This window comes from Streptomyces sp. KLMMK (assembly GCF_036961605.1).
In the GTDB taxonomy this organism is placed as follows: domain Bacteria; phylum Actinomycetota; class Actinomycetes; order Streptomycetales; family Streptomycetaceae; genus Streptomyces; species Streptomyces telluris.
This window is the reverse complement of sequence record NZ_JBAMDC010000001.1, coordinates 74,266-97,533: the sequence shown is the minus strand read 5'-3', so window position 1 is coordinate 97,533 and position 23,268 is coordinate 74,266. Positions and strand designations below refer to the sequence as shown.

Below are 23,268 nucleotides of genomic sequence, written 5' to 3'. Positions count from 1 at the left end.
CGGTCCGGCACGCGTGCGCGGAGGAAACCGGTCGCAACGGCGGCCGGGCGCTGCTAGCTTGCGGCCGTGGATCTCTTCTCACGCTCGTGGACAGCGCTGCGCACAGCGGTCGCCGGACTCCCGGACGAGGACTTCGCGCGGCCGTCCGGTTGCACCGGCTGGCTGGTGCGGGACCTGGTGTGCCACCTGATCATCGACGCCCAGGACGTCCTGATCACCCTGGCCACCCCCGCCGAAGCGGAACCGACCCGGGACGCGGTCACCTACTGGAACGTCGAGGACCGGCCGCCGACCGGCGACGATCCGCTCGACGCCCTGACCGTCCGTCTGGCCGCCGCCTACGAAGAGCCTTGGCTGCTGAAGTTCCACCTCGACGACCTCGGGTCCGCCGCCGGTCGCGCCGCCGGACTCGCGGACCCCGCCCTCCGGGTCGGCACCCGCGACGAGGTCCTCACCGTGGCCGACTACCTTTCCGTATACGTCCTGGAATGGACGCTGCACCACTTCGACCTGATCGCGCACCTTCCGGACGCGGTTGACCCGCCCGCCGAGAGCCTCGCGGGAGCACGCGAGCTGCTGGAGAAGATCGCCGGCGCGGCGTTCCCGTCGTCGCTCTCCGACAAGGACGCACTGCTGATCGGCACCGGCCGGCGTGCCCCGACCGACGAGGAGAAGGCCGACCTGGGGGAGCTGGCCGCGAAGGTCCCGCTCGTCCTCGGCTGACCGTTCGGCCGTACGCCGAAGCGGCAACCGACGCCGGGGCGGCATCGGCCGCCCGGCGAGGGCCTCGGCCGTTCGAGTCCCCTCCCGGGCCGTGGCCACCTGACAGGGCGCGTCTCATCGATGAGGCGACGCCAGGGCTTCTACCATGTGCCCACGGCTGGTGACGAAGCACGGCCCGGGGCTGTCGCGCCGCCGGGCGATCAGCCGGCCCACCCGGCTGCACGAGAACCCCGGAGAGCACCTCATGAAGATCCACCTCTCCAGCGTCTTCGTCGACGACTAGGAGAAGGCCCTGCGCTTCTATACCGACGTGCTGGGCTTCGTGAAGAAGCACGACATCCCGCTCGGCGCGGACCGGTGGCTGACCGTGGTCTCGCCGGAAGAGCCCGACGGGACCGAACTGCTGCTTGAGCCCTCCGGCCACCCCGCGGTGCAGCCCTACAAGACGGCGCTGGTCCAGGACGGCATCCCGGTCACCTCATTCGCTGTGGACGACGTACAAGCGGAGTTCGAGCGGATGCGCAAACTCGGGGTGCGCTTCACCCAGGAGCCGCTGGAGACGGGCACGGTCACCACCGCGGTTCTGGACGACACCTGCGGCAACCTGATCCAGATCGTGCACAGCGAGTAGGGCGCCGGCCGGGGTGCCGGCTCAGCGCCCGCCGCGATCACTGTCCGCGCTCAGCCTCGGGACTCCTGCACCGGCGAGCTCGTTCTGCGGCGCCTTCTCGCGGTGCGGCAGCAGCAGCGGCGTGGCGAGGAGGAGGACTCCGGCGACGGCGATCGCGGTGCGGGGGCCGGTGACGGCGGCGAGCAGGCCCCACGCGGCGGTCAGGGCCGCGATGGTCGCGCTGCTGCTGATCGACCACGCGGACAGGGTGCGGACGACCCGGTCAGGGGCGGTGTGGTGGAGCCGGTAGGTGGCCAGCACCGGGTTGAACAGGCCGCAGCAGGTCACCAGGCCGAGTTGGACGGCGATGACGAGCACGATCCCGGGGACGCCCGGCTGGACGAACGCCAACCCGACGGGCCAGCACGCGCGCAGCGTTCCGGCGGTGAGAAGCACCTTGCGCTGTCCGAATCGCTCCACGAGCCGGTGCGCGAGGCGTGAGCCGACGAGGCCGCCTATGCAAGGGGCCGCGAAGACGAGACCGTACTGCCAGGGCGCGAACCCGAGATCGCCCAGCAGGAGCACGGCGAGCAGCGGCTCGGAGGCCATGATCAGGCCGTTGACCACGACCGCGTTGAGGAACAGCCGGCGCAGCGCCGGCCGGCCGAGGATGTGGCGCCATCCTTCGAGCAGATCGCGTGCCCGCAGCCGCGGCGCATCGGTTCGGGAAGGGCGTGGCTCCGTCCCGCCGATGGCACGGATGCCCAGAGCCGAGAGCAGGTAGCTGACCGCGTCGGCCACCACGGTCGTCACCGGGCCGAGCGCCGCGATCGCGGCCCCGCCGAGCGGTGGTCCGACCATGGTCGCGGTCCACGTCGTGGACTCGAACCGGCTGTTCGCGACGAGCAGGTCCTCCGGCGGCACGAGCGCCTTGAGATACGCACCACTGGCCGCGGTGAAGGCGATGTTGGCCGCGGCGACGACGACGGAGACGACGAGGAGCTGGGCGAAGCCGAGCCACCCGAACGCGAACGCGGCGGGGACACTCATCAGCGCCGCGAACCGGATCAGGTCCATCGCCACCATGACCGGCCGCTTGCGGCGGAACTCCACCCACGGGCCGAGCGGCAGTGCCAGCACGGCCCCCACCGCACGCCCCGCGGCGGCCAGCGCCGCCACCTGGGCCGGCCCGGAGTCCAGCACGAGGACCGCGATCAGGGGAAACGCGCCGAACCCGAGCGAGGTGCCGTACGCGCTCACCGCATACGCGCCCCACAACCGCCCGAACCGCCGCCCCAGCGCCCGCCTGCCCGCCATACCTCAGCACCTCTCGCCGATCTGTCTTGTCCCGGCCCCGGCCCCCGACTTCGGCACCGAGCCCCTGCCGGACACCATCGCCGACTCCCGGTCGCTGACGACCCTTGTCGGCGAACGGACACGCCTCGTCCGGCCATCAGGCTCCGGCCCCGGTGGGGGTGCTGCGGCGGCGTGGCCGGCCTCGGTTGCGGCTGCGGCGGGTTCGCAACCGGCTGGTCCGCAGCCGGTCAGCACTCTCCGGATCCTGCGATGCGAGCTCGGCGAGCGCCGGGTGCAGGCCCGCCCGGGCCAGTCGCTCGGCGAGCGGGTCGCGTGGGCCGGCCGCGTCGCGCTGCCCGTCGTAGCGGCCGAACCAGGCGATCTGCGCGACCAGCGTGAGTGCCGTGGCAGCGGATGCGGCCCACTGTTCCGGCCCGCGAGGTGCGGTGTCGAGCAGCGCGGCGGAAGTGAATGAGATCTCCATGACCAGGAGCAGCACCCCGAAGACGCCCAGGCACCCGAGGTCGCGCCGGGGAGCCGGCGGCGAGGGCGGCAGGCCGGCGCGGTAGGCGGTGTGGAACCCCTCCCGGGCGGTACGGAAGGCGGTGTCGCGGAGCACGATGCGGCCGATGGCGGCGGGTGCGGTACGCCGGCGCAGCGCGGCGAGCAGGGCGTCCGGCAGCGGGTGCCCGGCGGTACGTGCGGGGTCGGTGCCGTCTTCGGTGAGGCTCAGGTTGCCCCGGCGGTTGACGGTGGCAAGTCCGGCGAGCAGCAGCCGGGCCGCGGCGGCCTGGGTGTCGTCCTCGGGCCACCAGCGGGCGGCGGCTGCGTAGTAAGGGTCGACCACGAGCGCGGCGCAGCGCTCGGAGGCCATTCGGTACCGCCGGCCGTCCCGGCGGCGCAGCCCGAGCAGCCCGTACAGCAGGGCGGTGACGGGCAGCGCGACGCAGGCGAGGGCGATGGGGAGCACGCGCAGAGCGTAGGGCGCAGGCCGGGAGGCGGCACAGCCGTTTTCGGGGGAGAGGGCGGTGACACCGCTCGGACAGTGCGTGAGCGTTGCCCGGGCATGCCCTCTCCGTGGGTGTAATCAGCCGGTCGCGGTGAGTCGGCGAACGGGGCCCGGAGCGTGAGGGCACGCACGTGGGCCCGATCACATACGATGCCGGGTCGTAGTGCCAAGGGTGCAAAATTGCGCATTCCGACCACTTCGGGTGGGTGTTTTACGGTGCTACGTCGTAGGTCACACCCTTTGTCAGGTGGGTTTCGCGCCGCTAACAATGGCTGAGTCGCAGGGCGCCGTCGTTCGAGACGCGGCGCCTTTCCCGTGCCGAAGAGGCCCGGGTGCGACGTCCCCGATTGGAAGAGGTTCAGCTCAGTCATGCGCTCCACCATCTCCGGCTATACCGCTCTGCCCAAGGCTCACAAGATCTCCGCCGCCGGTCTCGTCACCGTCGCCGGTGCCGCCGCTCTGACGTTCGCGCTGGTGCCGCAGGCCTCCGCCGCCGACGTCCCCAGCGTCGCCGTGAAGCCCGTGGCCCAGAGCGCCCAGGAGTTCGGTACGACGCACGACGCCGAGCTGGCCAAGGCCACCGACGCCGCCGCCCTCAAGGCCGGCGCCGACGCCGAGGCCGCCGCCCAGGGCGCTGCCAAGGCCAAGGCCGACGCCGAGCGCGCCAACCGCTCCACCGAGCGCAAGGCCCTCAAGCCCGCCCCGGCCGCCAAGCCCGCCGCCCCCGCCAAGAAGTCCTACGCCGACAACCTGGACGGCTGGATCAAGGAGTCCCTGGACGTCCTGCAGGCCAAGGGCATCCCGGCCTCCTACGAGGGCATCAAGCGCAACATCATGCGCGAGTCGACCGGCAACCCGCGTGCGATCAACGACTGGGACATCAACGCCGTCAACGGCGTCCCGTCGAAGGGCCTGCTGCAGATCATCGACCCGACCTTCAAGGCGTACCACGTCGAGGGCACGTCCTGGGACATCTACGACCCGGTCGCCAACATCACCGCGTCCTGCAACTACGCCGCCGACAAGTACGGCTCCATGGACAACGTCAACTCCGCGTACTGATCCGGCCGCGGACGGCACGAAGGGCGCAGCACCCGCAAGGGGGCTGCGCCCTTTCGCATGCCTTGGGGCGATCCCGACTGTCGAGCCGGAACTGCCGCCCGGCGCGGAGTGGAACCGGCCCCGCTGCGCCCCGTGCAGCCATGGCATCCTCCATAAAACCGTGGAATATTGTAGGAAAAGCCAGGATCGGGATGTCGCCGCACCACCACGATGCTGGAGGACACCATGGGTTTCGCCGACGAGCATGTGACGCCCTTGGTCGACGCCGGGCTGGGCAACAGCGCCTATCTGGTCGATCTGGGCGACGGCCGCGCCCTGGCCGTGGATGCCTCCCGCGACCTCCGGGCTCTGCGCGAGGCCGCCGCCCGGTGCGGCCTTACGGTGGCGTTCGCTGCCGACACCCACCTGCACGCCGACTTCCTCACCGGCGCGCTCCAGCTCGCGGCTGACGACGGCGCCACCGTGCTGGCCTCCGCCTCCGGCCACCGTGCCTTCCCCCACACGGCACTCGGCGACGGCGACGAGGTGGACCTGGGAGGGCTGACCCTGCGGGCGCTCGCCACACCCGGCCACACGGACGAGCACCTGTCCTTCCTGCTCCTCGACGGGGCCCGGGTACTCGGCGTGTTCACCGGCGGATCGCTGATCGTCGGCTCGGTCGCCCGCACCGACCTCCAGGGCGCGGACCGGGCCGAAGAACTGGCCCGCGCCCAGTACCGCTCGCTGCGCCGCCTGACCGAGCTGCCGGACGCGACCGAGGTGTGGCCCACCCACGGCGCGGGGTCGTTCTGCTCGGCCCCGCCCGGCGCCGAGCGGACCACCACCATCGGCGCCGAGAAGCGGGCGAACGACCTCTTGGCCGCGCCGGACGAGGACGCGTTCGTCGCCCGGCTGCTCGGCTCGTTCGGCTCCTACCCCGCCTACTTCGCCCGCCTCGCCGAAGTCAACCGCCGCGGCCCCGCCCTCCTCACCGGCGTCCCCGGCCTGAAGCCGCTCACCCCGGCCCGGCTGCGGGCCCTGCTCGCCGACGGTGCGTACCTGGTCGACGCCCGCCCGGTCACCGAGTTCGCCGCCGGGCACGTCCCCGGTGCCGTCTCGAACGCGCTGCGGCCGGCGTTCGCGACCTGGACCGGCTGGCTGCTGCCCCCGGACGTGCCGCTCGCCTTCGTCCTCGGAGCCGGGCAGGACCCGGACGAACTCGCCTGGCAGGCGGTGAAGATCGGCTACGACCGGCTCGCCGGGCGGCTGGACGGCGGCATGGAGGCCTGGCGCGCCGAAGGCGGCCCGATCGAGACCATCGGGCTGGTGACGCCGGGCCGGATCGGAGACCGTCCGGTCCTGGACGTACGTCAGGACGAGGAGTTCACCGCCGGGCACCTCCCCGGCGCCGCGCACACCGAGCTCGGCGATCTGGCCGCCGCCGGCCAGGAGGTACGCGACGGCACGGTGGTGATGTGCGGGCACGGCGAGCGCGCGATGACCGCCGCCAGCCTTCTCGCCCGCCGGGGCTGCCGGGACCTTGCCGTGCTGGCCGGCGGTGCCCAGGACTGGGTGAAGGCGACCGGTCGTCCTCTGGAGGGCGACCGGTGACCACCGAGCACTGCCGCGTCCGGCCTACGGTGATGCGCCTTCACGCCTGACTTTCGGAGGCCGGGGTCGTGGCGGCGAAGCCGCGGCGGTCGCGTGCGTCCGGGGGAGGTGTGACGGTGATGCCGGCCCCGGTGAGGATGCTCAGGTCCAGGCTCCAGTTCGCGGCGGAGCGTTGCCGCCACAGCGTGAAGGCCGAGTCGACGTGCCGCCGGGCCTGGCCCGGACCATCCCCGTGACCTTGACCAAGTGGGCGAAGGCCTGGGCCTCCAGGCCGCGGACCTGGGCGTAGCCGAAGTGCGTGACGGTGTGGCAGTCGGTGCACAGACAGATCAGCCGCTTGGGCGTCTGCACGCGGCGGGCCTCGTCGTACACCCACCGCTCGTGCGCCTCCAGCCACCTTGTGGCCTGCCGGTCCTCGCCGGCTCCGCAGGCCTCGCAGCGCACGCCGGCCCGGCGGGTGATCATGCGGCGCAGCCGTTCCCAGTCCTGCCGGGGTGACGCAGGAACGGACGTTGGTGAACCAGCAACTGCTGGGCACCAGGTCGACGAACAGCCCGCTGCCGAGCGTACGGTCCTCACCGGGCAGCAGATCCGGGACGTCGGCGGCGGCCGCCCACGGGGCGAGGGCGGTCATCCCCGCGCGGGGCGCGTACCAGCGCTTGGCGGCCGGATCCCAGCGGCCCCCGCCTGGAAGTGCCGTGCCAGGACTCGCCCGGACGGTCGACCCGGGCCAGGGCGCCGGGGGTCTCCGCGCGCATGATCGTGTCGAGGGTGTCCTGCGTTGCGGAGTGAGCGGAATGAGCGGAATGAGGGGAGGGGCGTAAGGGAGTACGCGATGGGGCAAAGACCGGGGCGGGTGGCCCGCGGTCGGGGCGGGTTCTTCACTCGCCCGGCTGGTGCCCGTGCGGCTCGGTGCCGGTCGCGTCGTGCGGTTCGGGCGTGGTCCGGGAGCATGGAGGCGTGGACAGGAACCGGGAATTCGGCGGGGCCGAGCCCTTGAGCGCGCTCCAGGTGGTGCCGACGGCTCGGACGGCGGTGGCGTGGATACCGCCGCGGGAGCTCTGGCCGGCGATTCAGGAGATCCGGTGGGAGCACGATCCACAGGTCCGGCGGTGGCCGCCGCATGTGAACCTGCTGTTCGGCTTCGTACCGGAGGAGGAGTTCGTACGGGCTGTGCCGCTGCTTGCCGCCGGGGCGGCGGAGAACGAGGCGTTCACGGCGCGCCTGTCGGGGGTCCGTTACTTCCGTCACCGGCACTACGCCACGGTATGGCTCGATCCGGCCGCGGCCGGACCGGTCCCGTGGACCCGTCTCCAGCAGGCGCTGGGATCGCGGTTCCCGCTCTGCCGCGGGCGCGGCGGCCGCTTCATCCCGCACCTGTCCCTCGGCCGCACGCAGGAGCCGCGGCAGCTTGCCGCCGAGTGCGCCGCCCGGCTCGGCGCGCTGCCGGCGGTCGTCGGCGAAGTGGTCCTGCTCTCCCGGCGCGGTGACGGGCCCATGCAGCCCAGGGCCGTGATCGCGCTGGGCACGGGGGACGTCCGCAGGCTGCCGGAGTATGAGTTGTAGGACGGAGGGCCCCGGCCGCCCGGCAGCCGAGCCGCCGCACGCACATCACGAGGGCGAGCCCGGCGCGCGCCTGCCCAGTGCGGCCCGCGCCGCCGTGACCATGGCCGTGATCCCGATCGCCCCGCCGGGCCCACGGGCCGGTCACGGCCACCAGCGCGGCGATTAGCAGGACCGGTACGAGGACGGCCCACACGCCGTAGCGGTCCCCGGCCAGGTGGTGGCACAGCAGGACGAAGCCCGTCCCGCTGCCGCCGACGAGGACCACCGCCCCCAGGCCGTAGGCGGCGTACGCGATCCGGGCCGCCCGCAGGTAGGCGGCGACGCCGTCGCCCCGCCGTACGATCCGTGCGCCCAGCAGCCGCAGGAAGCAGCGGCTCTCGGTAGCGTAGTCGGCCATCCCCAGGGCGTGGCCGAGCATCTTGTAGCCGTCCAGCGGCGGCAGCGGCACCAGATTGGTCAGCGCCAGCACCGAGCCGGTGAACAGCAGGCCGGCCAGGGTGCCGCGGGCGGCGTCGCCGCCGGGCACGAGGGACCACAGCAGCCAGAAGGGCAGCAGGAACGCCAGGTTCATGACCGTTCCGGCGGCCGCGGTGGCGACCCGTGCCCGGCATGTGGGCAGGTAGGGATAGTTCTCGACGGTGCAGTACATGAACACCATGGGCAGGTGCCAGCGCAGCCCGATCTCGCCGACGGTCCCACCGAAGTGCCGGGCGACGACCCCGTGGGCCAGCTCGTGCAGGGCCGTGCTCGCCCACAGCAGGGAGAACGCGGCGAGCAGCGCCGCAGGCTGCCGGAACAGCCGCACGGTGTCGTTCACGAACGCCCCTGCGTGCACGGCGATGTACGTCTCCATGCCGAGCACCAGCAGCAGGACGGGCACCACGACCACCGGCGCCAGTGCGAAGCCGACGGCCCTGTACAGCCGGTCGGTGGTGGCGGTGGCCGTGGCGTCCGCGGCCAGCCGCAGCGTGCCCTTGGCCTCGGCGTTCCCCGCCCCCTCCAGCAGCCGCCGCACCCGCAGCAGCTGCAGCAGCCGCTGCCAGTGGGCCTCGCCGAGCCGCCGCCCGAACCGCGCCGCGTACTCCTCACCGACCTCGCCGAGCGTGCGGGAGCCGTCCAGGCGGGACATCAGGAAGTGCTCCATGAGCCCTGAACTCGCCTAGGAGAAAAGCCGGATGACAAGGGCTGGTCAACGTCACCCAGATCAGGTGGAAACGGGCAGATCAGTGATCGTTTTCAAGACAGGCCCGTGAATCCATGGAAAATCAGGACCAGAGCCCCGAGCGCCCGGCGACGGTGACGTGCGCCCCGCACGCCCAGTCCGTCAGCCGGCTGCTGCGCGCCTGGAGGGAACGCGTCGACCGGCGGCGCATACCCGAACTGCGCCGCGGGGACACCGGTCCGGAACGCGGATGTCACAGGCCGACGTGGCCGGACTCACCGGCGTGAGCGAAGGCTGGTACCGCGCCCTGGAGACCGGCGCCCCCCGCGAGTTCTCGGACGCCTTCCTGCTCCGGGTCGCCGAGGCGCTGCAGCTGAGCGAGACCGAGAACCTCACCCTCTTCCTCGGCGTCTCGGGCCGCCGCCCGCCCGTCTCCGGCACGCACGACGGCCTGCCGACAGCCGCCCCGGCCACCGTCACCCTCCTGGAACACCAGGCCCCGCACCCGGCCTACCTCTCCGACGCCGCCTGGAACATCCTCGCCGCCAACTCGCCCATGACCGAGTGGTTCCCCTTCGCCCTCGGCCCCCGGCCCAACCTCATGCGCTGGGCCCTGACCTCGGCCGAGGCCCGCGAACAGATCCTGGACTGGGAGGACACCTGCGCCCGCACCTACCTCCCCATGCTCCGCGTCGCCAGCCACGGGGCCCCGAAGAACGCGGAGATCCGGGCCCTGATCGACGAGATCCCCGACACCAACGGCACCTGCCGCCGCATCTGGGCCGAGCAGCACGCCGTCGTCGAACACCCCGGAGGTCACCGCCTCCGGCTGCGCCTGCCCTGCCACGGAGGCGTGGAGACCCGGGTCACCAGCCACGTCCTCGTTCCCGCCGAGCAGCCGGACGTGCGGTTCGTCATCGTGACGACGGTGGACTGAGGGTTCGCGTGTGCCGGTGAACCGGCCTCCCCTGAGATCCGTCGGGGTAATCCCCCATTTCCTCGATCGGGTGTTGCCGGTCTCCTGGGCCCGTCAGCAGACTGGAGCCATGGCAGGCGATCTCTCCAGAACAGTTGACTCCTCACTCCGTCGTCATGTGTCCGAGCAGCGGGTATCTCACCGGGACCGGGATCAGGCCGTGGAGATCCTCCGGGTCGCGGCCGGTGACGGCCGGTTGACGATCGCCGAGCTGGACGAGCGCGTCGAAGCGGCGATGGCGGCACGCACCGCCTCCGACCTCGCGGTGCTGACCGCTGATCTGCCCCTTGAGGGGATGCCGCCGCAGGCCCGCGAGGTGATCCGGATCGACCAGCGCTTCGGCGAGGGCAAGCGCACCGGTCGCTGGCTGGTTCCACGCCGGATGGAGATCCGGCTGAAGTTCAGTGACCTGAAGCTCGACTTCACCGAGGCCGTCATCACCCACGACGTCCTGCACATCGAGGTCGACCTGCGCATCGGCGGAAATCTGACCCTGGTGACCGCACCGGGGATCGTGGTCGATGCCGACGACGTCACCTACAGCCGCGGTGAGATCAAGATTCACCCGCTCCCCGGGCCGGAGGAGGATCCGGTACGGCTGCGCGTGCTGCTGTCCGGCAGGTCGACCGGCGGTGACATCGTCGCCCGCCGGCCGCGACGCACGCCTGGGCAGTGGTTCCGGCGCCGCACCGGCGCCGCACCAGCACCTTCCGTGCCTTCCGCATAGTCACCGGCCTACCGGTGCTCCCCGCGCTGCGACCGCGCGATCTGTGACCCGTGACCGTGACCTGTTGACGAAAACGCTTTCTGTTCGGGCCTGTTGTCGTGGAGGATGAGCGGCGGTTCGTCGGCGGTGGCGACCGGGAGGAACTCTCCGTTCGCCGCGAAACGCCGGCTTTGAAGCGTGAAGGGAGAGCAAGCCCATGAAGGTCGCTCAGGGAAGTCTCTGGCGAGTCCGGTTGTCGGTCGCCGTGGCCGGGTTCCTCGCCTTGGTGGCAGTGGCCGTCCCCTCCTCGGCAGCACACGCCGCCGCCGGCGGTGCCCAGGCCGGCCCCGTGGAGCCCGGCGTCCCCTACTACCTGGTGGCCACGAAGCTCGACCGGGGGATCAAGGCCGGAAGAGCCAGCGAATACGGGGACTTGGTGCACTACACGGACCGTGCGGGAGACCAGGGCACACCCGTCGTCTTCGAGAAGGACCCCAACTCCACATGGGGCGAGGGCTATCAGATACGCCTGCAGCGCCGGGGCAGTGCCACCATGCTCTGCCACACCTACAACCGCTGGATCGCCTTGATGGACAGCTGCCGGCAGAATCCCTGGATGCTGGAGCCCAGTGGGGACACGTTCCGCCTGAAGACCCGGTGGGACGGTTCCTACCAGTATCTCGCGGCGTCCCCCGCCTTCCCGGGGGACAAGACGCTCTACTGGCAGGACCGGTACGCGAGCGATGACCTCAAGGTGATGGAGTTCAAGCTGGTCAAGGCGCCGCGGTAGGACGGCCGGCGGCCGCCCGTACTTCCTGCTCCCACTCCCTGGGGTGCCCGGTGCCGTCGGCTCCGGCCGTCGGCACCGGGGTGGGCACCCGGGGTCGGCCTGGTGGTACGCGGCGCGCCGAATACTCCGTTGCTTGATCGAAAGCCGTTCGGCAGCATGGCGCGCATGCGACGCCATGACCACGTCGGACCCATGGCGCTACGCGCCACGCAGGACCTGGCCACCCGAACCTTCCCGGCGACCGGCTTCCGGCACATAGGCGACCTCACCTGGAATTGGTGCCTGTCGCTCGGCCGCGTCGACGAATGCCCGACGGCGGTCTGGACCGAAGGCGGCCCAACGCTGGCCTGGGGATGGCTGGATCTACCGGACAGCCTGATGCTCCAAGTCGACCAGGACCACCCGGAACTGGCCCACGACGTCCTCGCTCGGGCCGAACACATGGCACCCGGCCCGCTGCACGTCGAGGTGGCCGGTACCGAATCGCATCTGGTCAAGGCGCTGGAACAGCGGGGATACACGGATGCTGCCGACGGCCCGTTCATGGCGTGCCTCGATCGCTCCCTCACCGATCTGCCGGACGTTCCCCGTCTGCCGGACGGCTATACGATCCGAGCCCAGCACGATGACACCGACGTGGCCGGCCGGGCAGCCGCACACCGTGCTGCCTTCGGATCGACCCGAGTCACCACCGAACGCCACGCCCGCATGAGGGAGACCTGGCCCTACCGTCCCGAACTCGATCTCGTTGTGACAACGCCCGCCGGAGATGTCGCGGCCTACTGCCAGGGCTGGTACGACGAGGCCAACGCAACCGGCGTGTTCGAGCCGGTCGGCACCCATCCCGACCACCGTCGCCTCGGCCTGGCCCGGGCCGTCTGCACCGCGGTACTGCACGCCTTCGCCCGTGCCGGCGGCCGGCATGCCGTCGTCTGCCCGCGAGGCGATGCCGCCTATCCCGTACCCAAGCGGCTCTACGAATCCATGGGCTTCACCACGTACACCCGCACCCATACCTTCACCCGTGCTGCCTTGCCGCCCACGTAGGCGTGTAGGCGCTCCGGGCAGCGCCAGGGCATCATCGACCAGCCAGCCTTCGACGGGGGTCCCCGTACCGCGTGGGCATGCGGCGGCCCGGCCACTCCTCCACCTCGGCCGGCAGCTCCGGCTCCGCGTCGGCGCGTCGGCCGAGGGCGCGCAGCAGTTCTGCGGCGAACCGGAGCGAAGGCCGGGCAGGGGTCCGGAGGCCCGGACGGGGCCCGCTCCGCGCTCGGCGGGTGAGCTCTTGTCAGTGCCGTATGACAAGGTCTGTCGCACGAACACGGAACGGAACGAGGAGTTCGGGATGACGGGGGCCTGGGACAAGGCGCGTGTAGTGGAGCTGGCACGGCAGCTGAGGGGAGCGGCGACCGGCGGCTGGAGCGGGCCGGCGCTGCGAGCAGTGGTGGAAGGCCTCGGCTGGCAGTGGCATGAGGACGCCGCCGGGCCGCGGCTGGTCACAGGTACGCAGGCGGACGCCTCCCCGCAGTGGACGCCCCGGCTGCGCCCGGTGGACCGCTTCGAGAAGGACTATGTGCACGGCGGTGAGGAGTACGTCGGGCTGTACGTGCCCGTCGCGGTGCCGGAGGGAGGCGCTGCGGAGAAGGCCGCGGCATTCCGGACGGTCGGCGAGGCCCTGACAGAAGAGTTCGGCCCCGCCTCCATCATGGGCGTCTACGGCGACCCCGGGCCCTTCTACGACTCCGCCCCGCTGTGGGGCAGCCCATTCCGCCGCTGGCGTGGGCGGGAGAACACGCTGGAGCTGCACGCCGGCGAGCACGGCCCTGAACTGCTGCTCCAGCCGACCGATCCGGCGGAGAACTGGTTCTGGCGGCAGGGACACGGCGAGCACTACGCCCTCGGCGGGTTCTTCGGCTCCCGCAGTGACTCCTCCACCGCGGGCCTGGGCTTCCCGGGCCGCTGGCGCACCGACGACTGGGACGTCTTCTCCAACACTCTCGGCGACTTCCTCGACACCCTCCCGGCCGAAACCCACGCCCTCGGCATCCAGCTGGACTTCGGCTTCCACGCCCTGGTGCCCGGCACGTACGGCCCGATCCTGTTCAACCTCCTCTGCGGCGAACGACTGGAGATCATCTACGACCCGGAGCGGCTGGGAGAGGGCATCACCGACCCGACCTCCTTCGGCTGGATCGCGCACACCACCCGCCCGGCCGCCCTGGACCACTGGCACGAGGCTCCCTACCACTCCGGGGACTTCGGCATCGGCGAGGTCGACGGCCGCCGACTGGCCCGCATGATGGTCGACACCCTGCGCGACCTGGGCGTCTCCTCCCCGAAGGGCCTCAGCTTGACGGACCACGCGCAGCGGGTGGGGGACTACTACGTCGACTACTACGGCCTGACCTTGCAGGAGAACCCGTAGCCGGGACGCGCCATGGTGGCGCATGGCTGCGGTGCACGGCGGAGCGGTCCGCCGTGCACCGTTCCACTCCGTGGCTCACTGGACTCACCGGAGATCAGGGTCACGGACCCGCCCCTCGGCCGTGCGGTGTTTTCGCCACATCTGCACGGCGATCCAGACCTGCACGATCGCCCCGGCAGTGAAGGCCAGCAGGCCCAGTTGGATCTGTTTCGTCAGGAACAGGGCGAATGCCGCTGCGATCGTCAGCAGCGCCACCACGGCACACCATGCACGGACCCGTCCCCGGCCGGCGGGCCAGGGGTCGCCCCAGGTGAGAGCACACATGAGCCCGCACGTGCCTGTGCTGGTGAGTGAGACAAGAACCACCACGTAGGCGACGGGTGTCGGCAGGACGTACCCATAGGGCATCTGGAAGAGCCATGTGTCGCCGGAGTCCTGATAGACCGGCAACAACAGGGCAAGCGTCATCAGTACTGCCGCACACAGGAACGGCCGCGCGTAGAGCCGAGTCGACTCCAGGGCCGCTTGTGGCGAGGTGTTCACGATCGACGACCGGTGCAGCCGCACCGCGGCGGTGACCTGGAGCGCGGCGCCGACGACGAGGGCGAGGCAGCCCAGGTGGAGGCGGGACGTCGCTCCGAGCGCGAACAGGACGCTGACGAGGCACAGCACTGCCAATGCCGCCAGCAACGCCACCGCCCCGCACCAATGACGCAGGCGCCGCCCGCGAGCGTGAGCGGACGCGCGGACGATGAGGGTACCTGTCACCAGACAGGTGATGATGCTGACAACGATCAGCACAAAGGTCACGAAGCCGCTCAGTGGCTGCAGCGGTTGGTATTCCCCCGCCAGGCGAGCGAGCCAAATAGAGCGACCGTTTCTGCTCACGCCCAGGGGTACCGCAAAGGCGAGGCACATCAGCGCCGCCGCCCAGAAGAACGGCCAGACTCGTACGACGGCGGCCGGGGGCTCGTGCTCCTGCTGCTCCACCGGCTTCGGTGCGGGTTCCGCTTTCGCCTTCTGCGCTGGTTTCGGTTCCACGACCGGTGTTTCCGTCGCGCCGGCGGTGTCATACCCCCCTGCCCCCATGCCCTGCGTCTGCGCCTGGACCTGTACGGTCAGTTGCCCGGTCGCCGACTGCAGGGTCAGGGTTCCCGTGTGCACCCCCTTCTCCTGCACCTTCGCGATCAGTTCGAGCCCATCGGCGGTGCACCGCGTCGTCAGCCAGGGCTCCGTGCTGGCGCGCAAGGTGGCGAGTGCGACCGGCGGTCCCTCCACCCCGAGGTGCGTCGGTTCTCCCGGCTCGCCCACCGGTACCCGGCCCAGGTCCACAGTGGAGGTCGCGGTCCGGGGCTGTGCCTGCTGAAGTGCCCGGTCGGCGCTGTCCGCCACCCGGCGACTGTCGTCGCGCTCCAGCCGCGAGAGCGCCGCATGTGCCGAGAGGGCGAGGCCCAGGTCGGCTCCTTGCAGCAGAGTGCTCAGATCGTTGACGGCCCACAGCTTCCGTTCACGACTGTCGGATTCGACTGCCGCGGCCAGTGCTTCGGGCAAGGGCGAAGCCCGGGTGGCACGCAGCTTCGCACGGGCGATGGGGAGGTCTCCGTGGCCCCCGAAGAGCCACAACTGCGGGGTCTGGCGGCAGGCCAGCGCGTCCAGCCGTTCGCTCACGTAGTCCGCCAGCTCGGACAGGCCGATGCTGCCGTCCCCGTCGCGATCCGCCTCTCCGCTGCGCAGCCCGTGTACCAGCGCACCGGTGAACAATGACGGCCCTCGCGCCGCGCCGGGCTTGCCGGCCACGGGATGGTCGCCCTCGAAGGCGTACTCCACCGCGCTGGAGGCGGTGAAGACGGCCCGCCCCCGCCTGTCCTTCGTGCGCTGCAGGTCGGTGAAGCTCTCCTCGACGTGCGCGTCCGTGCCCGCCCGGGCGAACATTCCGCGCTCGAACGCGCCGGCATAGCAGCAGTCCAGGAAGACGACTGCGCATTGGGCACGGCTGTCGAGCATCTGCTCGCTCACGAACTCGGCGGGTACGGCGGTCGACGCGAGCCGCGCCCGGTTGGTGTCGGTAGCGGCGAGGAAGAGCTTGCCCGCGCTGTTCTTGACTCCGTGGCAGGAGAAGTGGAGCAGGAGCGTGTCTTTGGGGGATCTTTCTGCGAAGAAGTCCTCCACTGCTGTGCGCAGGCACTGGGCGGTCGGATCGGAGAGGACTTCGACGTCGAAGCCACCGATGCTTTCGTCGCCGAGCACGTCGGCGAGCTCCTCGGCATCCTGTGCGGGTGCTCTCAGGGCGCCCAGCCCCAGGTCGCCGTAAGTACCGGTGACTACGACGAGGGCGTGTCTGTTCCGGTCGTTGCGGTCGTTCATCGGTCCGCCTTCCCGGCGGCGCGGGACGTGATCCGCCTGGCAGCCCACACGTCCGCCGGGCGCCGCTTCTCCTCGGAGCACCAAGCGGAACGGCCCTCTTACTCCAGTCTCGCACCCGCCACGAGGTTGCGCAGGGTCGGCCGCTGCAGACCTCGCGAGGCCCGGCCGGTCCCGGCCGAGGGTGGCGACGCATCTCTGGTTGACATGGAGTGCGCTCCAGCACCTAGCTTCCTGGGCAGATGGTTCAGCGCTCAGGAGGCAACATCATGAACAACGTCCCCACCCGCCGCCTCGGCGAACTGACGGTCTCTGCGCAGGGACTGGGGTGCATGGGCATGAGCCACGGCTACGGCGCCGCGGACGACGACCAGTCGATCGCGACGCTGCACCATGCGCTCGACCTCGGGGTGACCTTCTGGGACACCTCTGACTTCTACGGCGGCGGGCACAACGAGGAGCTGATCGGGCGGGCTGTCGCCGGGCGCCGCGACGAGGTGGTGCTGGCCACGAAGTTCGGCTTCGCCAACCGCCTGGGCGAGCCCACCCTGGTCCGCGGCGACGCCGCCTACGTGCGGCAGGCCTGTGAGGCGTCGCTGCGCCGGCTCGGGGTCGATCACATCGACCTCTACTACCAGCACCGGGTTGATCCGCAGGTGCCGATCGAGGAGACCGTCGGCGCCATGGCCGAGCTGGTGCAGGCCGGGAAGGTGCGTCATCTCGGGCTGTCCGAGGCCGGCGCGCAGACCGTCCGGCGGGCGCACGCGGTGCACCCGATCGCCGCGCTGCAGAGCGAGTGGTCGCTGTGGACCCGCGACCTGGAGGCGGAGATCGCCCCGGTCTGCCGCGAACTCGGCATCGGCCTGGTCCCGTTCTCCCCGCTCGGGCGCGGCTTCCTGACCGGCCGGTACAGCTCGGTCGAGGGGCTGGCCGAGACCGACGTGCGGCGCAGCCAGCCGCGCTTCGCCGACGGCAACCTCGAACGGAACCTGGCGATCGTCGCGAAGCTGAACGAGCTGGCCGCGGAGAAGGGCGTCACCGCCGGTCAGCTCGCCCTGGCCTGGGTGCAGCACCGGGGCGACGACGTGGTGCCGATCCCCGGCACCCGGCGGCAGCGCTACCTGGAGGAGAACCTCGCGGCCGTGGCCGTCGAGCTGTCTGCCGAGGACCTCGCCGCTATTGAGGCCGCCGCCCCGGCCGAGCAGATTGCGGGCACCCGCTACGACGCGACGAGCCTCACTTTCGTCAACGGCTGAGCCCGCCACGGTTCCTCGCCCCGGGCCGTCAGTCCGGCTTGGGCCGCGAGCGCAGGTGACGCATCTGGGCGTGGCTGAGGTCCTGCGCCTTTCGCATGTGCCGGGTGATGACCTCGAGCTCGTCCTCGCTGTGGCTGTCGAGAAGCGCGTGCCAGGCCGGGGCGAGGTCGTCCCACACTGCGGTGACCCGGGCGATGCGCTCGGGCACCGGGGTGACCAGGACTCTGCGGCGGTCCTGACTGTCGGGCGTGCGGGCCACGTAGCCGCCCCGTTCGAGCCGGTCCACCAGCCGGGTGGCCGAGCCCGTGGTCAGACCGGTCAGGTCGGCGATCTGCCGGACGGTGAGCGGCTCGGGCTCGGCGGTCAGCAGGCTCAGGCACTGCACGTCCGTCGGGTGCAGGCCGAGGTGATCGGCGACAGCCTGGTTGAACAGCGCATACGCCGCCAGGTAGCGGCGGGACTCCGTCGACAACTCCTCGTAGAGCCGGGACCGGCGCGCGTCTGTCACGTGGATCACCCTCCCAATCGCTGCGCGGCGCAGCGATATCTCGTAGTCTCCTGCGTGGCGCAGTTAATGCGCCACGCAGATATTCTACTTCTCAGGGAGAACCATGCTCACCGTCGCCGTCACCGGGGCCACCGGAGCCCAGGGCGGAGCCACCGCTCGCGCGCTACTGGCCGCCGGCCACCGGGTACGCGCCCTCACCCGCCGGCCCGCCTCGCCCGCCGCCGACACCCTGCGCCGCCTGGGAGCCGACGTCGTCCGCGCCGACTTCGACGACGTCACCACCCTTGAGGCCGCCCTCGCGGGCACCGACTCCCTCTTTGCGGTCACCACCCCCTTCGGCACCGACACCGCCACCGAAACCCGGCAGGGCGAGGCCCTCATCGACGCTGCGGCAGCCGCGCGCCTCGGGCACATCGTGTTCACCTCCGCGGCCCACGCCGACCGCAGTACCGGCGTCCCGCACTACGAGAGCAAGCGCCGGATCGAGCAGCACCTGCGCACCTCCCGCGTGCCCTGGACGGTGATCGCCCCGGCGGCCTTCATGGACAACTACGCCGGCGGCTGGACCCTCGACGGACTGCGCGACGGCACCTTCGCCTGGCCCATGCCCGCCGACCGGCCGCTCACCCTCATCCCCGCCGCCGACATCGGCACCTTCGCCGCACTGGTCCTCCGGCGCCGCGAGGAATTCAACGCCCAGCGCATCGACATCGCCTCCGACGAACGCACCCCCGCCCAGATCGCGCACTCCCTCGCGGAAGCCATCGGCCGCCCGGTCGCGCACCACGAAGTCCCCCTGGCCTACGTCCGGACCCGCTCCACCGACCTGGCAGCCATGTTCGAGTACTTCACCACCTCCGGCCTCGACGTCGATGTCGCCGGGCTGCGCCGCGCCTACCCCGAAGCCGGCTGGCACAGCTTCTCCGACTGGGCCGCCGACCAGGACTGGACCGCGCTCCTGTCCGCCGCGCCCTCACATCATTGACAGCCCGGCGCTCTCCGCCGACGCCGACACCCCCACCCTCACCACGGCCATCGACACCGTCGTCGCCGATGCCTGGGCAACCCTCCCCTCCGCGCCCGGTCCCGTAGCCGCTCTCCCCGAGAGGGCGCGGCGCCCACGCGGCGAGGCGGGTGCCGCAAGTGGACCGCTGAGGCTCCACGGGGGAGTCTGTAGACATGCGGTGGCTCTTCCGCTCACCCCCTCGACCAGGAACGGGCACCCACAGCAGGGGTCTGTTCACACTGGGGCAATGCCTGCCGTTCGTGCTCGCCCTGATCGTGATCGGCATCGAGTTCTCACCCGCGCACTTCCTGTACACCGGCCCTCTGCTCACTGCGACGCCCGCACTGGCGGCGGTCACGATGGGCCCCAAGGGCACCGTCGCGGCAGCAGCCGTCGCGACGGCTGTGAGCGTGTGCACGGCGACGTACAACCAGGCCTGGGGAAGCCAGCAGGTCTACACCAATTTCCTTGCGCTTTTCCTGGTATCCGCGGCGAGCATCATGACGAGCAGCGCCGTACGTGCGCGCAGGCGGCACGAGCTCGACCAGGTCCGCCGCATCGCCACGGCGGCGCAGGAGGTCGTCCTCCGGCCCGTGCCCGACCGGCTGGGCCCGCTCCGGGCGGCCAGCATGTACCTCGCGGCCGAGAAGGGCGCACAGATCGGCGGCGACCTGTACGAAGCCGTGCAGACCCGGTACGGGGTCCGGCTGCTCGTGGGGGACGTCCGAGGCAAGGGTCTGCCCGCCGTGCGCGCGGCCGCGGCCGTGCTCGGCGCCTTCCGGGAGGCCGCGCACTACGAACGGGACCTGGCCGAGGTCATGGACCACTGCATGGCGTCGCTGAGGCGCGAGCGCGCCGTACCGGGCGCCTTCGCCGAGGAGTCCCTGGTCGAGGGCTTCGTCACCGCGCTGGTGGCCCAGGTGCCGGACGGGCCCGTCGTCGACGTGGTCAACCGCGGCCACCCGCCCCCACTGGTACTGCACCGGGGAGAGGCCCGGATGCTCGTGCCCGCCTCCCCGCAGCCACCACTGGGGCTCGAGGACGTCGTCATCGGACTCTCCGAGGCGGAGACCTTCCCGCTCGCCCCCGGCGACCGCCTGCTGCTGTACACCGACGGCGTGATCGAAGGACGCAACCGCGACGACGCCTTCTTCCCCCTGCCCCAAGTCGTGGAAGCGGTCCACCCGGACACCACCCCGCAGGAGTTCCTCGACCACCTGCACCAAGAGCTGCTCCGGCACACCGGAGGCAGCCTGGCGGACGACGTGGCGATGCTCCTCGTCGAAAGGAGCGAGGACGCCGGCCATCACATCGAGGCGGTCGCCGACTGACACGGCAAAAAAACCTGGCCGGCGATGTCGAGAACGCGGGATCCGCTCCGTCCCCGCAGTGAACGCGACCACAATGGGCCGCACCAGCACCGAGGAGAACCACGATGGCCAAGTACCTGCTGCTCAAGCACTACCGCGGCGCCCCCGCTGCGGTGAACGACGTGCCCATGGACCAGTGGACGCCGGAAGAGATCTCGGCCCACGTGCAGTACATGAACGACTTCGCGGCCCGGCTCGAGGGGACCGGCGAGTTCGTCGACGGCCAGGCGCTCGCCCCTGAGGGAATGTGGGTCCGCTACGACGGCGAGGGGCGCCCGCCGGTCACCGACGGCCCGTTCGCCGAGACCAAGGACCTCATCGCCGGCTGGATGGTCATCGACGTCGACAGCCACGAACGCGCCGTCGAACTGGCCGGGGAACTGTCCGCCGCCCCCGGGGCCGGCGGAAAGCCCATCCACGAGTGGCTCGAGGTTCGCCCGTTCCTGGCCGCGCCGCCCACCATCACGGAGTGACGACGCGTGACGACCCAGGTGAACGAGGTCCTGCTCCGGAGCCTCGCACCGAGCGTGCTCGGGATCCTCGTCCGCCGCGGAGCCGACTTCGCGGCGGCCGAGGACGCCGTGCAGGACGCGCTGGCCGAGGCGGTCCGCGTCTGGCCGGACGAGCCCTCCCCGAGCTCTTCGGGCAAGGGACAACCCGTGCGGGACCCGAAGGGCTGGCTGGTCACCGTGGCCTGGCGCCGGTTCCTCGACGCGACCCGAGCGGACGCCGCCCGCCGCCGGCGTGAAGACCTCGTCAGTGAGGAGCCGGCACCCGGGCCCGTATCCGCGGTGGACGACACGCTCCAGCTCTACTTCCTGTGCGCCCACCCGTCGCTGACGCCGTCGTCCGCGGTCGCGCTCACACTGCGCGCCGTCGGCGGGCTGACCACCCGCCAGATCGCCCAGGCCTACCTGGTGCCCGAAGCGACCATGGCGCAGCGCATCAGCCGGGCCAAGCGCACCGTCTCCGGCGTGCGGCTCGACCGGCCCGGCGACGTCGCCACCGTGCTGCGCGTCCTCTACCTGGTCTTCAACGAGGGCTACTCCGGCGACGTCGACCTCGCCGCCGAGGCCATCCGGCTCACCCGGCAGCTCGCTGCCGCGATCGACCACCCGGAGGTGGCCGGGCTGCTCGCCCTCATGCTGCTCCACCACGCCCGGCGCGCCGCCCGGACCGCGCCCGACGGCAGCCTGGTGCCGCTCGCCGAGCAGGACCGCGGCCGGTGGGACACCGAGTCGATCGCCGAGGGAGTCGGGATCCTGCAGGCGGCCCTCGCCCGCGACCGGCTGGGCGAGTACCAGGCCCAGGCCGCCATCGCGGCGCTCCACGCCGACGCTCCCACCGCCGAGGAGACCGACTGGGTGCAGATCGTCGAGTGGTACGACGAGCTCGCGCGCCTGACCGACAGCCCGGTCGTCCGGCTCAACCGCGCGGTGGCCGTCGGCGAGGCCGACGGACCGGGCGCCGGCCTGGCGGCACTCGCGGCGCTGGACGACTCCTCCCCAGGCTCTTCGAGCAGGGGATACCCCATGCCCCGCTACACCGCGGTGGCGGCGTACCTGCACGAACGCAACGGCGACCTGGCGACCGCGGCACGGCTCTACGCCGAGGCGGCCTCCGAAGCGCCCAACCTCGCCGAACGCGACCACCTGACGCGTCGCGCCGCCCGGCTCAACGCCCACCGGGGACGCTGACGGGCGCGCGCGGCGGGCGCCCGGTCAGGCGGCGGCGTCCGCCAGCCACAGGTCGGGGCCGAAGACCTCGTAGCGGATGTTGCGGGCAGCGATGCCGGCACGGAGCAGCTGCGACCTGATCGCCCTCATGAAGGGCAGGGGGCCGCACAGGTACACGCTCGCGTCGGTCGGCAGGACGATCCCGTCGAGATCCATCAGGCCCGTCCGGGAGCCGGGCACCTCCGGCGTGGGCTGCTCGTACCAGAACGTGGCCCGCGCGGCGGGCAGGACGTCGACCAGCCGGGTCATGTCACCGCGCAGGGCGTGGCCGGCGGGGGAGCGGTCGGCGTGCAGGACCCTGACGGAGCGGGTGGACGCGGTGGCCGCGAGGTGCGCCAGCATGCCGGTCATCGGGGTGCAGCCGATGCCTGCGGAGACGAGAACCAGCGGCGCGTCGCTCTCGTCGAGCACCACGTCACCGAAGGGCGCCGAGACGCTGAGTTCGTCGCCCGCCCGCAGGGTGCGGTGCAGCAGGTTCGACACCTCGCCATCGGGTGCACCGCGGCCGTGGAGGCGCTTGACGGTGATCCGGCGGACCTGGTCGCCGGGCGCCGAGGAGAGGCTGTACTGGCGCAGCTGGTGAACGCCGTCGGGCATCTTCACCCGCACGCTGACGTACTGTCCCGCGCGGGCTTGCGGCGCCGGACCGCCGTCGGCCGGGCGCAGCAGGAAGGAGACGGTGTCGGTGGTCTCCTCCCGCCGCTCCAGGACGGTCCACTGCCGCCAGGGATGCCCGGGCCGTACCTGCGCTTCGAGACAGAGGCGGGCTTCCTGGGCGATGAGGGCCCCTGCCATCAGCCAGTAGACCTCGTCCCAGGCGGCCGCGACGTCAGGGGTGACCGCCTCGCCGAGTACGTCTGCGATGGCGGCGAACAAGTACTTGTGCACGATCGTGTACTGGTCGTCGGTGACACCGACGGCCACGTGCTTGTGCGCGATGCGCGCGAGCAGCGTGTCGGGGCGGGTCCCGGGGTCGGCCGCCAGCGCTCCGGCGAAGGCGGCGAAGGCCCCTGCCAGCGCCCGCCGCTGCGAACCGCCGGCCTGGTTGCCGCGGTTGAACATGCCGTCCAGCAGCAAGAAGCAGGAACAGGAAGGGGCCCACCGGCCTTGCGCAAC

General features: G+C 71.6%; 22 protein-coding genes. 16 read left to right on the top strand and 6 right to left on the bottom strand.

The features are described 5' to 3' along the window. Window positions 1-66 precede the first annotated feature (66 nt). The 3 genes from V7793_RS00430 (at window position 67) to V7793_RS00420 (ending at window position 1,354) form a co-directional block, all read left to right on the top strand. Window positions 67-723 (top strand): maleylpyruvate isomerase N-terminal domain-containing protein, encoded by a 657-nt coding sequence (locus tag V7793_RS00430; RefSeq protein WP_335580808.1) that lies wholly within the window; start codon window positions 67-69, stop codon window positions 721-723. 160 nt (window positions 724-883) lie between these two features. Then, the gene (locus tag V7793_RS00425) at window positions 884-1,006 is read left to right on the top strand and encodes a hypothetical protein (RefSeq protein ID WP_335580807.1); all 123 of its coding nucleotides are present in this window, start codon (window positions 884-886) and stop codon (window positions 1,004-1,006) included. Window positions 1,007-1,015: 9 nt separating this feature from the next. After that, entirely contained in the window at window positions 1,016-1,354 is a 339-nt protein-coding gene (locus V7793_RS00420; RefSeq protein WP_335580854.1) for a VOC family protein, read from the top strand. A gap of 21 nt (window positions 1,355-1,375) precedes the next feature. Here the strand turns inward: V7793_RS00420 and V7793_RS00415 are convergent, their stop codons facing one another. Both V7793_RS00415 and V7793_RS00405 read right to left on the bottom strand, forming a co-directional pair. Next, complete coding sequence (locus V7793_RS00415) at window positions 1,376-2,650, bottom strand: MFS transporter (protein ID WP_335580806.1); 1,275 nt, start codon at window positions 2,648-2,650, stop codon at window positions 1,376-1,378. 136 nt (window positions 2,651-2,786) lie between these two features. Then, on the bottom strand, window positions 2,787-3,599 hold the full coding sequence (locus V7793_RS00405) for a hypothetical protein (protein WP_335580857.1): 813 nt from the start codon (window positions 3,597-3,599) through the stop codon (window positions 2,787-2,789). 408 nt (window positions 3,600-4,007) lie between these two features. On the opposite strand from V7793_RS00405, the gene V7793_RS00400 reads away from it, so the two are divergent. Next, on the top strand, window positions 4,008-4,700 hold the full coding sequence (locus V7793_RS00400; RefSeq protein WP_335580805.1) for a transglycosylase SLT domain-containing protein: 693 nt from the start codon (window positions 4,008-4,010) through the stop codon (window positions 4,698-4,700). Window positions 4,701-4,910: 210 nt separating this feature from the next. Then, on the top strand, window positions 4,911-6,290 hold the full coding sequence (locus V7793_RS00395) for an MBL fold metallo-hydrolase (RefSeq protein WP_335580804.1): 1,380 nt from the start codon (window positions 4,911-4,913) through the stop codon (window positions 6,288-6,290). A 141-nt stretch (window positions 6,291-6,431) separates the two neighbouring features. Here the strand turns inward: V7793_RS00395 and V7793_RS00390 are convergent, their stop codons facing one another. Continuing rightward, the gene (locus tag V7793_RS00390) at window positions 6,432-6,755 is read right to left on the bottom strand and encodes a hypothetical protein (protein ID WP_335580803.1); all 324 of its coding nucleotides are present in this window, start codon (window positions 6,753-6,755) and stop codon (window positions 6,432-6,434) included. 447 nt (window positions 6,756-7,202) lie between these two features. On the opposite strand from V7793_RS00390, the gene V7793_RS00385 reads away from it, so the two are divergent. From V7793_RS00385 to V7793_RS00360, 6 genes are all read left to right on the top strand, one after another. After that, window positions 7,203-7,856 carry a 2'-5' RNA ligase family protein gene (locus V7793_RS00385; RefSeq protein WP_335580802.1) on the top strand — a complete coding sequence of 218 codons (654 nt, stop codon included), beginning with the start codon at window positions 7,203-7,205 and terminating at the stop codon, window positions 7,854-7,856. Between the two features lie 1,301 nt (window positions 7,857-9,157). Next, a complete protein-coding gene (locus V7793_RS00380; RefSeq protein ID WP_335580801.1) occupies window positions 9,158-9,955 on the top strand; it encodes a helix-turn-helix transcriptional regulator in 798 nt (265 codons plus the stop codon). 109 nt (window positions 9,956-10,064) lie between these two features. Beyond that, a complete protein-coding gene (locus V7793_RS00375) occupies window positions 10,065-10,721 on the top strand; it encodes a DUF1707 SHOCT-like domain-containing protein (RefSeq protein WP_335580800.1) in 657 nt (218 codons plus the stop codon). A 196-nt stretch (window positions 10,722-10,917) separates the two neighbouring features. Then, the gene (locus tag V7793_RS00370) at window positions 10,918-11,490 is read left to right on the top strand and encodes a hypothetical protein (RefSeq protein WP_335580799.1); all 573 of its coding nucleotides are present in this window, start codon (window positions 10,918-10,920) and stop codon (window positions 11,488-11,490) included. 165 nt (window positions 11,491-11,655) lie between these two features. Next, complete coding sequence (locus V7793_RS00365) at window positions 11,656-12,537, top strand: GNAT family N-acetyltransferase (protein ID WP_335580798.1); 882 nt, start codon at window positions 11,656-11,658, stop codon at window positions 12,535-12,537. Window positions 12,538-12,835: 298 nt separating this feature from the next. Beyond that, complete coding sequence (locus V7793_RS00360) at window positions 12,836-13,915, top strand: hypothetical protein (protein ID WP_335580797.1); 1,080 nt, start codon at window positions 12,836-12,838, stop codon at window positions 13,913-13,915. 84 nt (window positions 13,916-13,999) lie between these two features. Here the strand turns inward: V7793_RS00360 and V7793_RS00355 are convergent, their stop codons facing one another. Continuing rightward, window positions 14,000-16,279: a caspase family protein gene (locus tag V7793_RS00355; protein WP_335580796.1), complete on the bottom strand. Its 2,280-nt coding sequence runs from the start codon at window positions 16,277-16,279 to the stop codon at window positions 14,000-14,002. A gap of 266 nt (window positions 16,280-16,545) precedes the next feature. Here V7793_RS00355 and V7793_RS00350 point away from each other — a divergent pair, with 266 nt between their 5' ends. Next, window positions 16,546-17,532 (top strand): aldo/keto reductase, encoded by a 987-nt coding sequence (locus V7793_RS00350; RefSeq protein WP_335580795.1) that lies wholly within the window; start codon window positions 16,546-16,548, stop codon window positions 17,530-17,532. 28 nt (window positions 17,533-17,560) lie between these two features. Here V7793_RS00350 and V7793_RS00345 read toward each other — a convergent pair whose 3' ends face one another. Then, on the bottom strand, window positions 17,561-18,049 hold the full coding sequence (locus V7793_RS00345) for a MarR family winged helix-turn-helix transcriptional regulator (protein ID WP_335580794.1): 489 nt from the start codon (window positions 18,047-18,049) through the stop codon (window positions 17,561-17,563). A 94-nt stretch (window positions 18,050-18,143) separates the two neighbouring features. On the opposite strand from V7793_RS00345, the gene V7793_RS00340 reads away from it, so the two are divergent. The 4 genes from V7793_RS00340 to V7793_RS00325 all read left to right on the top strand — a co-directional run bounded on the left by V7793_RS00340 (window position 18,144) and on the right by V7793_RS00325 (window position 22,113). Then, window positions 18,144-19,025, top strand: coding sequence for an NmrA/HSCARG family protein (locus tag V7793_RS00340; RefSeq protein WP_335580793.1), 882 nt, complete (start codon window positions 18,144-18,146; stop codon window positions 19,023-19,025). Window positions 19,026-19,219: 194 nt separating this feature from the next. Next, window positions 19,220-20,377, top strand: coding sequence for a PP2C family protein-serine/threonine phosphatase (locus V7793_RS00335; protein WP_335580792.1), 1,158 nt, complete (start codon window positions 19,220-19,222; stop codon window positions 20,375-20,377). 104 nt (window positions 20,378-20,481) lie between these two features. Further along, entirely contained in the window at window positions 20,482-20,889 is a 408-nt protein-coding gene (locus V7793_RS00330) for a YciI family protein (protein WP_335580791.1), read from the top strand. A gap of 18 nt (window positions 20,890-20,907) precedes the next feature. After that, a complete protein-coding gene (locus tag V7793_RS00325) occupies window positions 20,908-22,113 on the top strand; it encodes an RNA polymerase sigma factor (protein ID WP_335580853.1) in 1,206 nt (401 codons plus the stop codon). Window positions 22,114-22,137: 24 nt separating this feature from the next. On the opposite strand, the gene V7793_RS00320 is transcribed toward V7793_RS00325, so the two are convergent. Continuing rightward, window positions 22,138-23,214, bottom strand: a complete 1,077-nt coding sequence (locus V7793_RS00320; RefSeq protein WP_335580852.1) for an FAD-binding oxidoreductase — start codon at window positions 23,212-23,214, stop codon at window positions 22,138-22,140. Window positions 23,215-23,268: the final 54 nt, after the last annotated feature.